The organism is Hyphomicrobium sp. (genome assembly GCF_041659645.1).
Taxonomy (GTDB): domain Bacteria; phylum Pseudomonadota; class Alphaproteobacteria; order Rhizobiales; family Hyphomicrobiaceae; genus Hyphomicrobium_B.
The window spans coordinates 85,085-98,606 of sequence record NZ_JBAZXX010000003.1 but is presented as its reverse complement, the minus strand read 5'-3'; the positions used below and the strand labels follow the sequence as shown (position 1 = coordinate 98,606).

Genomic DNA, 13,522 nt, shown 5'->3' with positions numbered 1-13,522 from the left:
ACGTCTCTCAGATCTTCGAGGTCGCGTTGGGTCATTGCGTTAGCCAGTTGCCTCGAGCAGCACTTTCAATCGTCTCTTCGCCTCATGCACATGCCACGACACTGTCTTCTCGCTGCAGCCCATGACGCTTGCGGCTTCTGCGTGGCTCATGTCTTCGCCATAGACGAGGAGCACCGCATCGCGCTGCTGATCGGGAAGTGACCGGACGGCCTTCCAAAGATCGCTAAGCCCAGTATCCGCGTGCTCCGTCGAGGCGCTTGCATCGATAAGCCTTATGATCTCTGACGGTTCGGTCGCGACAATCCTTTGGTCGCGCCGGAGATAATCGACCGTCGTCGTATAGGCGATCCTGTGCAGCCACGTCGTGAAAGCCGCGTCTGCCCTGTAAGACCTGATGGCGGACGCAAGTTTCAGCGTGACGTCTTGCGCGATATCTTCGGCGGCGGCGCGAGACCCAGACCAGCGCCACGCCAGCCGGAAGATGCGTTCGTAGTGGCGTTCGAGCAGGCGCGCGAACGATGCCCGGCAGCCGCGGGCCGCGCGCAAAGCGAGCGTTTCATCCCTCTCGTCGTCCACGCCTTTGTCCACACCCAAGACTTTCGGCCCACGCCCTCGCAGACATTGGACGGGAGGGATGGGATTTTCCTTGGGCGCGCTGGAAGAAAAATTGTGACGGCGATGATCGGCGACGCGCTATGGCCGGCATGGCGTGCCGGTAAACGTGCAAACCGTTCCCTTGGGGCCGGTGAGGCAGCGTTCCTCGGTGTCCTGCGCGCGCGCCCAGTTCGCATAATCGGGACCGAGGTCAGGGAGCGCGCGCACCTTCGTCCGCCAGTTGGCGCGCGTCTTAGTTTTGGCCATCCAGAGGAAACGCGATTCCTCGCCCCGCGCCACGACCGGAGAAGATGCGCATGCGCCGGCGTGAGCCTCGGCCGAAAAATGGACGGCCAAAAAGCTCACAAGAATAAAGACCGGAACGGTCGTGAGAGCTTTCGTCATCGGCCTCTCGCAATGCTGACGCGCGATTCCCTATCGAAGCAGGATAGAAGAACGTTTGCTTCCGGCTTGGCAAGGTCCGGCCGGCAACATGTTCAATAGTGAAAAAGCAGGTTGAGGTTCCCATACGCCGAGGGGGCCTCCGGCGCCCAGTCGTCGACCCACCACTCGGCCCCGCCGGCCAGTGAGATTTCGCCGCCCGTCCATTCATAGCGCGCGAAGAGGCCGCTCCGGCCAGTCCAGGCGTCGTCTCCGGTTTCGATGTTCTTGTCGTAGCGAAGCTCTGGCCCGATCGAGAGCGCGGGTGTCATGCGCCAGCCCGTCCGCCACCGCGATGCCGTCTCGTTCCGCGCCGTCGAATAACTGAAATCGAGCGATGTCCACGACGTGTCGCTGAGCGTCAGCCAAAACTCCAATGCGCCTTTGACGCCGAATTCCGTGCCGTCGTTGTCGTTCGACGGATCGATCGCATTGAGGTGCTTCTCGGACGACATAGAGGCGCCCGCAAAAGCCTTTGCCGTCAATTGCCCGAGCTGGAGATAATACCCGAGAAGAGCCTCGGCATAAGAATGCGAAACGTCGTAGCGCTGCCGTTTCCGGTCGCTCTCCCCGCAGATGTCATTCATAGCGGCGGCTCCGCAGTTCGTGTGCGGGCCAATGCCGTCGTAGCTGTAGCGGCCGTATCCGCCTCCGAAACGCAGCCGCCAGCCATCGCTGTAAATGTCCCGGCTGAACGGCGCGAGCGTCACCCCGGAATAAAAAAGCCATTGGTCGCGCGCGGCGTCGACTCCGCCGTAAACTTCCCGCCAGCCATATTGGGATGGGCTAGCGCCAGTGGCCGGACCGTCGTCGGCCTGAGCCTGTGCAGCTTGAGCCAGTGCGATCGTCGGCGCTGACATCGCCATAAACATTGCGATCGCCCAACGCCCGGCGACAATACCAAAAGAACCGCCGCGCCGACGAAAACTTCCACGCATGCGCACGCACAACTCAAATGAATTTCGTATTAAACGTATTGATCATAAGGCTAGTAAAACAGAGTTTTCGTCAAGAAGAACAAAGATGAAATTGCTTAACAATCGTTGATTGCAGAATAATAATAAATTAACCACAGGCTGTGGGCTGGGCCGAACCGCAGCGCTCGCGGTGATCGCGCAAGTCAGAGATTTGATGCGCCGCAATATGTTGGAACGCGAGTTCGGCTATGAGGCGCACGCATCTGTGAACTGTAGATGCATCGGAGGCGTGCTACGTTTTGTAAAACAAGCGCAGGTCGTCATTGCAAGCGCCGTAAAGAAATTAAACGGGTCCGAATCAAGACCCAAATACTTGTGTCTGGGAGGACGCAACAATGGCAGAGGACGCGGAAGCGCGAGCAAAAAATACTCCGCTATATTACACGATGTTTCAGAATATGTTCGAGATGGTCGATGTAACCTCATATTTCTGGCAACCGGCTCTTAAAGTTGTTGGTCGCTCACATCTCGAATTCGCGAGCCTCCACGCCCGCCAGACGCGTGCGTTGGTGCACTGGACGCATAAGGTGATGCGGCCGGCGACGCCCCTGGATTTTCTCAATGCCAATGCGGAACTCTGTACCGCGTTGATGCAGGAATATATCGACGCCGCTCCGCGCGTTGCGGCCGTGGTCGAGACGGCGGCCGAAGCCGTGGCGCCAGCGGTCGTTCCGATGCACGCACAATCCTCGCGCGATACGCTGGTCCTTCTGGATCGTGAGGATATCGCCGTTTCGGAGCAGCCGGTGCGCAAGGTCGCCTGAGGCGGTCCTAAGTCCGCCGGCGGCCCTTATTTCAGATCTTTGAGAGCATCCGCGAACCCTTTGAGCGAGATCGGGATGCCGATACCCGCCTCCTCGGTCTGGAAGATAATGAAGATTGCGGTCTTGCCAGTCGACAACTGGGTGATCAGCGGATCGTCGACAACAACCTGCGCGTAGCACGCGAAGCTGTGGCAGCGCAGAAACGGCGCGTGGCCGACATCCTTATTGTCAATCTTGAGCCCAAGCCCCGGCGGCAGAAGCACGCCGAGGGGCGCGAACACGCGAAGCACTCGGGTGCCGTTCGAGAACTTCTGGAAATAGACGGTCAGGCCGATGTTGTTCTTGTCCTCGGCGGTCACACTCTGTACGAGGGCGCAAACCGAGCTCTTGGAACCGGGGGGAGGGTCCTTGCAGACGACCTGCCAATCGCCGTACTGGGCCTTAACCGTACCTTCCGGAGCATCGACCGCAAATGACGGGGTAGCGATGGCGAGCATGGCAGCGGCTTGTGCAAGTGCGAAGGCGCTGCACGCTACGATTGGCCAATTGCTCAGAGAAAACCTTCTTCCTACGCGCCATGAGATAGAGCGTCCGCTTCTGGAACCCGGGTTTTGCAGCGACAAGCGGTTGTCCTCGGTCTCGCGGGCGGCGCCCTGTGATTGCAATGCTGGAAAGAGTGCGCTTCGTCGGCTAGGAATTCGGCCGAATTCTGTCGCGCCGGGGTGGCGGGCATTGATCGGCTAAGGTCATCGATTCGCTGATCTCTCGCACGGTTTCGCGAATAAATGACGCAGAAAACTTGACTTGAGGCGTTTGAACGGATTGTGCTCTTTATCAACCCGCCTTAACAAATCGATGAGGCATACGGTCCGGACATGTCCGGCCGATCCCGGTTATCGAGCCGGGCAACAAACAAACGGGGATTGACCGCTCGTAGGGCGTGTCAAATCAATGGGAGGCTGTCGCGTCGGCGGGATCCGGGGCGACAAACTGGGAGCGAAGGAATGTCTAGAAGGATGTTTGGCGCGGTTGCCGTTCTGGCGGCCGTGTGCATGGCGGTTGCTCTCGGTGGCGTGTCCCCCGCGTTGGCCGGCCTGGGTCAACCGACCGACGGCGAGCTTGGGCTGCAGATTTCCGCCTCGCCAATCATGGATGAGATTTCGAGCCTGTTTAGTATCGTGAACATTATCATCACGATCATCGTCCTTTTCGTGCTCGTCCTGATGCTCTACGTGATGTTCCGCTTCAGCGAGAAGCGCAATCCAACTCCCTCCCGCACCACGCATAACTCCATCCTCGAAGTTGCCTGGACGATCGTGCCGATTCTGATCCTCGTCGGCATTTCCATTCCGTCCTTCCACCTCCTCTTTAATCAATACACGTTCCCGAAACCGGACGTGACGATCAAGGCCACGGGCAACGCCTGGTTCTGGGAGCACGAGTACGTCGACGAGAAAATCACGCTCACGTCCAACATGATCAACGACGAAGACGTGCTGCGGGCGAAAATAGGCGATGACGCCTTCGACAAAAAATATGGCGCGCTTGAAGGCGCCGCGCTTCACAACGCTCTCTATGTGGATTCGCTTCCGGTCTGGAATGAAGACAAGAAGATCCGCCGCCTCGCGGTCGACCAGGAAATCGCGGTTCCCGTGAACAAGAACGTCGACGTTCTGGTGACGTCGAACGATGTCATTCACTCATGGACCATCCCGTCGTTCGGCGTGAAGATGCAGGCCGTTCCGGGGCGGACCTCGGCGGTGTGGTTCAGGGCGACGAAGATCGGCTCATACCACGGCCAGTGCTCGGTGCTGTGCGGTAAGCTGCACTCAGCCATGCCAATCGTTGTTCGTGTTGTCGAGCAGCCGGTTTATGATGCATGGATGGCGGCGCTGAAGGCCAAGGACAAGAAAAAGGCTCAGCAGATCCTCGACGCGGATACCGCAAGCCAGGCTGTCATTCAGCAGTCCGTAGCGCAGGCGCAGTAACGGCAAAATGGCCGATGTCAGTCGGCGCCGCGAGCATATCGACATAACAAACAAGAAGATTCAGACAAACTACCGGGACAAGGGCTCTACGAAATGGGAAGCACGGCATACGCAGCGGGTGATGACCACGATCACGCCCCGCCATTCTTCAGGCGCTGGTTCTTATCGACCAACCACAAGGATATCGGCACCCTTTATCTGTTGTTTGCGATCTTCGCGGGCTGCATCGGCGCTTTCCTTTCGGTCATGATGCGACTTGAGCTCCAGGCGCCGGGTCTGCAATATTTCGCGAATGAAGGCATCTATAACGTCTTCGTAACGGCGCACGGCCTGATCATGGTGTTCTTCATGGTTATGCCCGCCATGATCGGCGGCTTCGGCAACTGGTTCGTGCCTTTGATGATTGGCGCGCCGGACATGGCGTTCCCGCGCATGAACAACGTCTCCTTCTGGCTCTTGCCGGTCGCGTTCACGCTTCTTCTCATCTCGCTGTTCGTTCCTGGAACGGCTGATGCGAACGGCGTCGGCACGGGTTGGATCGTTGTCGCGCCGCTGTCGAGCAAGATCGGCCATCCCGGACCGGCCGTCGACTTCGCCATTCTGTCGCTTCATCTTGCTGGCGCCTCCTCGATCCTCGGTGCCATCAACTTCATAACCACGATCTTCAACATGCGCGCCCCCGGCATGACGCTGCACAAGATGCCGCTGTTTGCCTGGTCGGTGCTCGTGACCGCGTTCCTGCTGCTGCTGTCGCTGCCCGTTCTTGCCGGCGCCATCACGATGCTGCTGACGGACCGTAACTTCGGCACGACGTTCTATGACGCCGCCGGCGGCGGTGACCCGCTGCTCTACGCGCACTTGTTCTGGTTCTTTGGTCATCCCGAAGTTTACATTCTCATCTTGCCGGGCTTCGGCATGATCAGCCACATCGTTTCGACCTTCTCGCGGAAGCCGATCTTCGGTTACCTCGGCATGGCCTACGCGATGGTCGCCATCGGCTTGGTCGGCTTCGTCGTCTGGGCTCATCATATGTACACGGCGGGCCTCAGCGTTGATACGCAGGCCTACTTCATGTTCGCGACGATGGTTATCGCCGTCCCGACGGGCATCAAGATCTTCTCGTGGATCGCGACGATGTGGGGGGGCTCGATCCAGTTCCGCACGCCTATGATCTGGGCGCTCGGCTTCATCTTTCTCTTCACGATCGGCGGCGTGACCGGTGTTATGTGCGCAAACGCCGGAGTCGACCGTTCGCTGCACAACACGTACTACGTCGTGGCGCACTTCCATTACGTGCTTTCGCTCGGCGCCGTGTTTTCGATCTTCGCGGGCTGGTACTACTGGTTCCCGAAAATGTCGGGATACATGTACAGCGAGTTCCTCGGCAAGCTGCACTTCTGGCTGACCTTCATCGGCGCCAACATCCTGTTCTTCCCGCAGCACTTCCTCGGCTTGGCCGGCATGCCGCGCCACTACGCCGACTATCCGGAAGGCTTCGAGTTCTGGAACCGGATCTCGTCCTACGGCTCCTACATCACGACGGCCGGCCTGCTCGTCTTCCTCTACGGCATGTTCTACGCCTACTTCATCAAGAAGGAGAAGGCTGCCGCCAACCCTTGGGGCGTCGGTGCAACGACGCTTGAGTGGACCTTGCCGTCGCCGCCGAATTTCCACTCCTACGAGACGCTGCCGCGCATCGCGGCGACAGACCATCACTGATCGAAGTACCGAATGCACCGCGGGCTGGACGTTTCTGGCCCGCGGCCACACCAAATAAAATCAAAAACTAAATTCCAGGAACAGCGCTGCGGGCAATGAGCATTCAAAGTGAAATCGGCGAAGTCGACCTGACGCTTGAACCAAGCGTCAGCGATTTCATTCAGCTCATGAAACCGCGCGTGATGACGCTCGTCGTCTTCACGGCGCTTGCCGCGATGCTGGCGGCGCCCGGCCCGATCAATCCGTTCCTCGGAACCATCGCGATCATCGCGATCGCGATCGGCGCAGGCGCGTCCGGCGCCCTTAACATGTGGTACGACGCCGACATCGACGCCCGCATGGCCCGCACAGCCGCCCGTCCGCTGCCACGCGGCCGCGTCACGGCCGACGAAGCGTTGAGCTTTGGCGGTGTGCTTGCGGTCTTCTCGGTCCTGACGCTTGGCGTGCTGGTCAACTGGACCGCGGGTGCGCTCCTCGCGATCACCATCGCTTTTTATCTCTTCGTCTACACGATGTGGCTGAAGCGGCGGACGCCCTACAACATCGTCATCGGCGGCGCTGCCGGCGCCTTCCCGCCCATGATCGGCTGGGCCGCGGTAACGGGCAGCATCAGCTTCGATAGCCTGCTGTTGTTTCTCATCATCTTCATGTGGACGCCTCCGCATTTCTGGGCGCTCTCACTCTATCGCTGCCGGGACTATGAGCGCGTCGGCGTTCCGATGCTGCCAGTCGTCGCGGGTCTGAGTGAGACGCGTCGGCAAATTCTCATCTATTCCATTCTGCTCGTGCCGCTGGCCGTCGTCCCATATTTCGTTGGCCTCGGCGGCGTCACGTATCTGGTCTGCGCATCGGTCCTTGGCGCCGTGTTCCTCGCGCTTGCCGTCCGAGTTTACGTCACCACCGAAGGACGCGAGGCCGACACCGCCGCGCGGCAGCTCTTCTGGTTTTCGATCCTCTATCTTTACGTACTGTTCGCGGTGCTTTTCGGCGAAGCAGTCGTCACTCGTATTTTGGCATGAGGCTGGCGTGACCGAAGAACCAAAATTGCCTGGGCGTCTGGATCCACGGTCTGAGAAGATCCGCCGAATGCGGTCCATCGCCATCGGATTGGCGCTCGGCTTCATGGTCGTGGCGTTCTACATCGCGACGTTCGTCCGCCTCGGCGGCAACGTCGTGAACGGCATCGGCTGATGGAAAAGGAATCGCCCGTGGAGAGCAACGACGATAAGTCCGCGACAGCGTCTCGCAATAACCGCCGAGCCGTCTACGTGTGCCTCGGCGCCTTGGCGGTCATGGGATCGATCACGGCCGCATCGCCGACACTCTACACAATGTTCTGCAAGGCGACCGGCTACAATGGCACCACGCAACGCGTCGTAAAGAATACCAATAAGGTTCTCGATCGCACGATTACAGTGCGCTTTGACTCCAACGTCGCGCCGAACCTGCCGTGGACGTTCGAGCCGGACGTCACGAAGATGGACGTCAAGATCGGCGAAACCGGCCTTGCGTTCTTTCGCGCGACCAACAATTCCGACAAACCGGTGACGGGGCAGGCCTCATACAACGTCACGCCTGAAGTCTTCGGTTTGTACTTCAACAAGATCCAATGCTTCTGCTTCACCCAGCAGACGCTGCAACCGCATCAGACAGTGGAAATGCCGGTCACGTTCTTCATCGACCCCAAGATGGTCGATGATCGTGATGCCGCTCCGCTGACCGACGTGACGCTATCCTACGTCTTCTTCCCGGTCGAACACCCGGCAGCGACGGCCGCTGCCGCTAATCCGGTGAAGAGCGGAGGCTGACGACGAGAAGAAGGTCACGACAAACGATCGAAGAGCACGGCGAAACGGAGACGACCCCGCGATGCCGAGCTTAAGGTTCAAGCAAGAACGGGCCAAAGCCTAGGGGACGGAGACGGAAATGGCGGATACGCACGTGAAGCACCATGACTATCACCTTGTAAACCCGAGCCCGTGGCCGCTCTTATCGTCCCTTTCGGCGCTTGTCATGGCCGTAGGCGGCATCGTCTGGATGCGCACACACGTCGATGGCGAAGGCGTCCTTGGCCTGAAAGGTCCCTGGCTTTTTGCCATCGGGTTCACAGCCATTGTCGCATGCGCTTGGGCATGGTGGATTGATGTCATCCGCGAAGCCAACCAGGGCTACCAAACGCCGATCGTTCAGCTCCATCTGCGTTACGGCATGATCTTGTTCATCGCCTCCGAGGTGATGTTCTTCGTGGCTTGGTTCTGGGCCTACTTCGATTTCGCCCTCTTCCCGGCGGGCGTCCACGACCTGATGAACAACACGAGCCAATTGGTCGGCACCACCACGCGCGATCAGGTCTTCGGCGGTAAATGGCCCCCGATCCCCGTCGAGACGACGGATGCGTCGATCCCCGGCTTCTTCAAGCACACGTTCAACCCGTGGGGCCTGCCGCTCGTCAACACGCTCATTCTGTTGACCTCGGGCTGCACGGTGACGTGGGCGCACCACGCGCTTCTGAAGAACGACCGTCGTGGCCTGATCATCGGTCTCATCCTGACCGTCATCCTCGGCATGACATTCACGGCCTGCCAGGCGCTGGAATACAGCCACGCCGGGTTTAGCTTCGCGGGCCACTCCTACGGTTCGACGTTCTTTATGGCGACCGGTTTCCACGGTGTGCACGTGATCATCGGCACGATCTTCCTGTTCGTCTGTCTCGTCAGGTCGATCCGCGGCGCCTTCACCCCACAGCAGCACTTCGGCTTCGAGGCGGCGGCTTGGTACTGGCACTTCGTCGACGTCGTCTGGCTGTTCCTGTTCGCCTGCATCTACGTGTGGGGCGCCGGTCCTATCGTTCCGGGCGTCGAATAAGCGGCGGCAAGGCGCGAGCCTAGAATTTGACTTTGCAAGAGGTGGCCTAAAAGCCGCCTCTTGTCGTTTGGTGCGCGGCATTCTTCAGGGTTGAATGTCGGCTCCGGATGCGCAGTACTCGCAACAGGCGCGGAGCCGCAGAAATCGAGATTGCTTTGCTGAACTCTCCTACATCCATTTCGCCGTTGGTTGCCGGACTCACCTGCCGATGTCCCCGCTGCGGCAAAGGCAAGCTTTTCGTCAATGTCTTGAATATGCGTGACACCTGCTCGTCCTGCGGCCTGGATTACAAGTTCGTCGATACCGGCGACGGGCCCGCCGTCTTCGCGATCTTCATCCTCGGATTTCTCTGCATCGGCGGAGCGCTCATCGCGGAATTCCAGTTCGGCGTTCCCTGGTGGATGCACGTTCTGCTTTGGGGCATTCTTACGCCACTGCTTGCTGTTTTTCTCCTTCGCTTCCTCAAGGCGTTGTTGATCGCCTTGCAATTCAAGAACAAGGCCGAAGAAGGCCGTCTCTCGAAGGAGTGAGCATGTTTGCGCGCTGGCGCGCTGCCGGTCTCATCGTTCCGGGTCTTCTGACGCTTGCCATGCTGCCGGTCCTCATCGGCCTCGGCAATTGGCAGTGGCATCGGAAGGCCTGGAAAGAGGCGTTGATCTCGCGCATCGAAACGCGCCGGACCGCCGACCCGGTCTCGTATCCGGCCGTCCTCTCGGAATACGTAAAGACCGGCGACGTCGAATACATGCACATGCGCGTTACCGGCACGTTCGATTACGGCCGGGAGCGCCACCTTTACGACCCGACCGTCGAGTCCCAGGGTTGGGATATCCTTACCCCGTTGATCCCCGACGGCGGCCTGCCCCCGATCTTCGTCAATCGAGGCTGGGTTCCGGATACGTTGAAAGACCCGTCGAAGCGAGCTGAAGCGCAGGTCTCAGGGCCTGTAACGGTGACGGGCTTGGTGCGCTTGGGCCAGCCGGAAGGCTGGTTCGCAGCTCAGAACGACTATGCCGGCAACCGCTGGTACTGGCGCGATCTGACCGGCATGCAGTGGGGGCCTAACGGGCCGCCCTCCGCGCTACAGTTCAACGCCGAGAAAGGGCAGGCATTCGCGCCATTTTCCCTGGACGCCGACGCGCTCCCCGCAAACCTCGGAGGCTGGCCGCGCGGCGGCACGACCGAAATCAATTTGCCCAACAATCATCTCCAGTATGTCGTAACGTGGTATGGCCTCGCACTGACGCTGATCGCGATATTTGCGGTCTTCGCTCGACAGCGACTTGAAGCTGTGAAAGACGATAATTCGCAATCTAAGGAAGTGTGAATCGGGCACGGCCTTGCGCGGCGAACGAGTTGTTCGTTCGTTCCCGTCGAACTAGGCTCGCTGGCCGGGATACGCCCGGGAAAACAAAGCTCCAAAGCCCAGGAAGCCCAAGCCCACGAAGAATGAGAGAAAATTTGAACTACATCTCAACGCGCGGCGAAGTCGAAAAACTCGGATTTGAGGATGTCGTCCTCGCTGGCCTCGCGCGCGACGGCGGCCTCTACGTGCCGGAAATCTGGCCTGTCCTGTCGCCCGATACCATCAGGTCCTTCGCCGGAAAATCCTTCGCCGAGATCGCGGTCGAGGTCATCCATCCCTTCACCGGTGATGAGATCTCCCGCGACGATCTCTCCCGCATGGCGAAGGATGCCTACGAAACCTTCGGCACCACTGATGTGACGCCGCTGCACCCGCTGAAGCCGGGGTTGACCATCCTCGAACTCTTCCACGGTCCGACGCTCGCCTTCAAAGATGTCGCGATGCAGCTTCTCGCCCGCTTGATGGATCATGTGCTGGCGAAGCGCGGACGCCGGGCAACGATTGTTGGTGCGACGTCGGGTGACACCGGTGGCGCCGCGATCGAAGCGTTCCGAACATCCAAGCGCGTCGATGTCGTCATTCTGTTCCCCGAAGGGCGCGTCTCCGACGTCCAACGCCGCATGATGACGACGCCGGCGGAAAAGAACGTCCACGCCCTCGCCATTCGCGGCACGTTTGACGATTGCCAAGCGCTCGTCAAAGCCATGTTCAATGACCACACCTTCCGTGATCGCGTCGAGCTTTCGGGCGTCAACTCGATCAACTGGGCTCGCATCGTCGCGCAGGTGACGTATTATTTTTACGCTGTGTCCCGTCTTGGCGACGGCAAGAATGGCGCCCCTACCTTCGCAGTCCCGACCGGCAATTTCGGCGACATCTTCGCCGGCTACGTGGCGAAGCGCATGGGCCTGCCGATCGCCAAGTTGATCATCGCGTCGAACGAAAATGATATTCTTCCGCGCGCCGTCGCGACCGGCGTCTATGCCATGCAAGACGTGATCGCGACGTCCTCGCCATCGATGGATATCCAGATCTCTTCGAATTTCGAGCGCTACCTCTTCGAGGCCTCGGGCCGCGACGCCGATCTCGTGCGCGGTCTGATGACTTCTTTGGCCGCCACGGGTTCCTTTGAACTTGGCCGCCTAGCGCCGATCTTGCAATCCGACTTCGCCGCCGTTTCAGCATCGGAAGCGGACGTCGCCGACTGCATTCGCGAAACGCAGGCACGCTACGGCTACCTGCTCGATCCGCACACCGCGTGCGCATTCGTTGCCGCCGAGCGCGCCGCCGAAGGCGATACAATCGTTCTTTCGACGGCGCATCCCGCCAAATTCCCCGACGCCATTGAAGCTATCACGCGCCAACGGCCGCCGTTGCCGCCGGGCTTCGAACACCTGATGTCCGACGAGGAGCATTTCGATGTGCGGCCCAACAGCCTCTCGGCGGTCGAGGAATTCGTTCTCAATCATAGTAGAGCCGCCTCGGGGGTGTCGCGATGACAACTGACATCACCACTCTTCCGAACGGTCTTCGCATCGTGACCCAGCATATGCCGGGTCTCGAAACGGTATCGCTCGGCGTCTGGGTTGCCGTCGGCGCCCGTCACGAACGCGAGGATCAGCACGGTCTCGCACACTTTCTCGAGCACATGGCCTTCAAGGGCACGAAAAAGCGCTCCGCCCGCCAGATCGCCGACGAAATCGAAAGCATCGGCGGCGACCTCAACGCCTCGACCGGCCTCGACACCACCGCCTATTTCGCCCGTGTCCTGAAGGGCGATGATGCCATCGCGCTTGAAGTCATCGCCGACATCCTTCTCAACTCGAAATTCGCCGCCGAAGACATCGATCGCGAGCGCGTCGTCATTCAGCAAGAGATAGCCGCCTCCGACGATGATCCCGACGATATGGCCTTCGAACTGATGCAGGATGTGGCCTTTCCGGACCAATCCATCGGCAGGCCGATCCTCGGCACCAAGGCAAGCGTCGGCAGCTTCGGCGCGGGCGATTTCAAGTCCTACCTGGACGAGCACTATCTCCCTGAGACGATAGTCGTTTCCGCCGCGGGCGCCGTACACCACAAAGCCATCGTCCGCCACGTTGAGGCCCTATTCGGGGGGCTCACTTCTCGGCCACGGGGGATTGAATCGCCGGCCCGCTACCGGGGCGGTTTTGCGGCGTCGAGCAAGCCGTTCGAGCAAAGCCATGTTCTGATCGGATTACCTTCCCCGTCATATTTGGAGCCGGGGTTCTATACGGCGCAGGTCTTTTCGGGGTTGTTCGGCGGCGGAATGTCGTCGCGATTGTTTCAGGAGATCAGGGAAGATCGGGGCCTTTGCTACTCGATCGACTCTTCGATCTGGGGACTTAGGGACACTGGAATGCTTTCCGTGCATGCAGCGACATCCCCCGATATGGTCGGCGAACTCGCCGATGTCGCCTCTGCGCAGCTCGCGGAAATCGCTGAAACTGGGCCGACGGAAGCCGAATTGCAGCGCTCGAAGGCGCAGCTCAAGGCGGGCCTGCTGATGGCGCTCGAAAGCTCAGCGGTCAATGCCGAGCAGATGGCGCGCCAACTCCTCTCCCAAGGGCGGCTTATCCCGATAGCGGAGCTGATCGAGCAGGTTGACGCCGTCGACCACGCCCGCACCAAGGCCTTCGCGCAAACGCTGGCCGAGGAAGCTCCGTCTGTTGCCGTCATCGGCTCGGGCCGAAAATCGTCGGGACAAGCTTCGCGCATCGCGGCGCAATTTACATCGCGCGATGCTTCAGCTCCGGTTCCGGCTGGCAAGGCAGCGAGGTAGCACGG

General features: G+C 59.9%; 14 protein-coding genes. 10 read left to right on the top strand and 4 right to left on the bottom strand.

The genetic code is table 11. The features are described from left to right. Positions 1–39: 39 nt before the first annotated feature. From WC811_RS10320 to bcsS, 3 genes are all read right to left on the bottom strand, one after another. Entirely contained in the window at positions 40–576 is a 537-nt protein-coding gene (locus WC811_RS10320; RefSeq protein WP_372644022.1) for an RNA polymerase sigma factor, read from the bottom strand. Positions 577–693: 117 nt separating this feature from the next. Further along, complete coding sequence (locus WC811_RS10315) at positions 694–999, bottom strand: hypothetical protein (RefSeq protein WP_372644020.1); 306 nt, start codon at positions 997–999, stop codon at positions 694–696. A gap of 92 nt (positions 1,000–1,091) precedes the next feature. Next, the gene (gene bcsS, locus WC811_RS10310; protein ID WP_372644017.1) at positions 1,092–1,901 is read right to left on the bottom strand and encodes a cellulose biosynthesis protein BcsS; all 810 of its coding nucleotides are present in this window, start codon (positions 1,899–1,901) and stop codon (positions 1,092–1,094) included. Between the two features lie 446 nt (positions 1,902–2,347). Here bcsS and WC811_RS10305 point away from each other — a divergent pair, with 446 nt between their 5' ends. Then, positions 2,348–2,776, top strand: a complete 429-nt coding sequence (locus tag WC811_RS10305) for a hypothetical protein (protein ID WP_372644015.1) — start codon at positions 2,348–2,350, stop codon at positions 2,774–2,776. 26 nt (positions 2,777–2,802) lie between these two features. Here WC811_RS10305 and WC811_RS10300 read toward each other — a convergent pair whose 3' ends face one another. Continuing rightward, a complete protein-coding gene (locus WC811_RS10300) occupies positions 2,803–3,273 on the bottom strand; it encodes an invasion associated locus B family protein (RefSeq protein WP_372644012.1) in 471 nt (156 codons plus the stop codon). A gap of 507 nt (positions 3,274–3,780) precedes the next feature. On the opposite strand from WC811_RS10300, the gene coxB reads away from it, so the two are divergent. The 9 genes from coxB (at position 3,781) to WC811_RS10255 (ending at position 13,517) form a co-directional block, all read left to right on the top strand. Next, the gene (gene coxB / locus WC811_RS10295; protein ID WP_372644009.1) at positions 3,781–4,764 is read left to right on the top strand and encodes a cytochrome c oxidase subunit II; all 984 of its coding nucleotides are present in this window, start codon (positions 3,781–3,783) and stop codon (positions 4,762–4,764) included. A gap of 93 nt (positions 4,765–4,857) precedes the next feature. Next, the gene (gene ctaD / locus WC811_RS10290) at positions 4,858–6,483 is read left to right on the top strand and encodes a cytochrome c oxidase subunit I (RefSeq protein WP_372644006.1); all 1,626 of its coding nucleotides are present in this window, start codon (positions 4,858–4,860) and stop codon (positions 6,481–6,483) included. A gap of 95 nt (positions 6,484–6,578) precedes the next feature. Further along, on the top strand, positions 6,579–7,502 hold the full coding sequence (locus tag WC811_RS10285) for a heme o synthase (protein WP_372644003.1): 924 nt from the start codon (positions 6,579–6,581) through the stop codon (positions 7,500–7,502). 171 nt (positions 7,503–7,673) lie between these two features. Next, positions 7,674–8,291 carry a cytochrome c oxidase assembly protein gene (locus tag WC811_RS10280; protein ID WP_372644002.1) on the top strand — a complete coding sequence of 206 codons (618 nt, stop codon included), beginning with the start codon at positions 7,674–7,676 and terminating at the stop codon, positions 8,289–8,291. Positions 8,292–8,409: 118 nt separating this feature from the next. Beyond that, the gene (locus tag WC811_RS10275; protein ID WP_372644000.1) at positions 8,410–9,348 is read left to right on the top strand and encodes a cytochrome c oxidase subunit 3; all 939 of its coding nucleotides are present in this window, start codon (positions 8,410–8,412) and stop codon (positions 9,346–9,348) included. A gap of 155 nt (positions 9,349–9,503) precedes the next feature. Beyond that, entirely contained in the window at positions 9,504–9,878 is a 375-nt protein-coding gene (locus WC811_RS10270; protein WP_372643997.1) for a DUF983 domain-containing protein, read from the top strand. Between the two features lie 2 nt (positions 9,879–9,880). Then, the gene (locus WC811_RS10265) at positions 9,881–10,675 is read left to right on the top strand and encodes an SURF1 family protein (protein ID WP_372643994.1); all 795 of its coding nucleotides are present in this window, start codon (positions 9,881–9,883) and stop codon (positions 10,673–10,675) included. A gap of 122 nt (positions 10,676–10,797) precedes the next feature. Next, positions 10,798–12,213 carry a threonine synthase gene (thrC, locus tag WC811_RS10260; RefSeq protein ID WP_372643991.1) on the top strand — a complete coding sequence of 472 codons (1,416 nt, stop codon included), beginning with the start codon at positions 10,798–10,800 and terminating at the stop codon, positions 12,211–12,213. After that, on the top strand, positions 12,210–13,517 hold the full coding sequence (locus tag WC811_RS10255; protein ID WP_372643988.1) for a M16 family metallopeptidase: 1,308 nt from the start codon (positions 12,210–12,212) through the stop codon (positions 13,515–13,517). Before thrC ends, WC811_RS10255 begins: the two co-directional genes overlap by 4 nt. Positions 13,518–13,522: the final 5 nt, after the last annotated feature.

Bases quoted from the DNA above. Each gene is read 5' to 3' on its own strand.
- WC811_RS10315 (WP_372644020.1), bottom strand. From the start codon at position 999: ATGACGAAAGCTCTCACGACCGTTCCGGTCTTTATTCTTGTGAGCTTT.
- bcsS (WP_372644017.1), bottom strand. From the start codon at position 1,901: ATGGCGATGTCAGCGCCGACGATCGCACTGGCTCAAGCTGCACAGGCT.
- WC811_RS10305 (WP_372644015.1), top strand. From the start codon at position 2,348: ATGGCAGAGGACGCGGAAGCGCGAGCAAAAAATACTCCGCTATATTAC.
- WC811_RS10300 (WP_372644012.1), bottom strand. From the start codon at position 3,273: ATGCTCGCCATCGCTACCCCGTCATTTGCGGTCGATGCTCCGGAAGGT.
- coxB (WP_372644009.1), top strand. From the start codon at position 3,781: ATGTCTAGAAGGATGTTTGGCGCGGTTGCCGTTCTGGCGGCCGTGTGC.
- ctaD (WP_372644006.1), top strand. From the start codon at position 4,858: ATGGGAAGCACGGCATACGCAGCGGGTGATGACCACGATCACGCCCCG.
- WC811_RS10285 (WP_372644003.1), top strand. From the start codon at position 6,579: ATGAGCATTCAAAGTGAAATCGGCGAAGTCGACCTGACGCTTGAACCA.
- WC811_RS10280 (WP_372644002.1), top strand. From the start codon at position 7,674: ATGGAAAAGGAATCGCCCGTGGAGAGCAACGACGATAAGTCCGCGACA.
- WC811_RS10275 (WP_372644000.1), top strand. From the start codon at position 8,410: ATGGCGGATACGCACGTGAAGCACCATGACTATCACCTTGTAAACCCG.
- WC811_RS10265 (WP_372643994.1), top strand. From the start codon at position 9,881: ATGTTTGCGCGCTGGCGCGCTGCCGGTCTCATCGTTCCGGGTCTTCTG.
- thrC (WP_372643991.1), top strand. From the start codon at position 10,798: ATGAGAGAAAATTTGAACTACATCTCAACGCGCGGCGAAGTCGAAAAA.
- WC811_RS10255 (WP_372643988.1), top strand. From the start codon at position 12,210: ATGACAACTGACATCACCACTCTTCCGAACGGTCTTCGCATCGTGACC.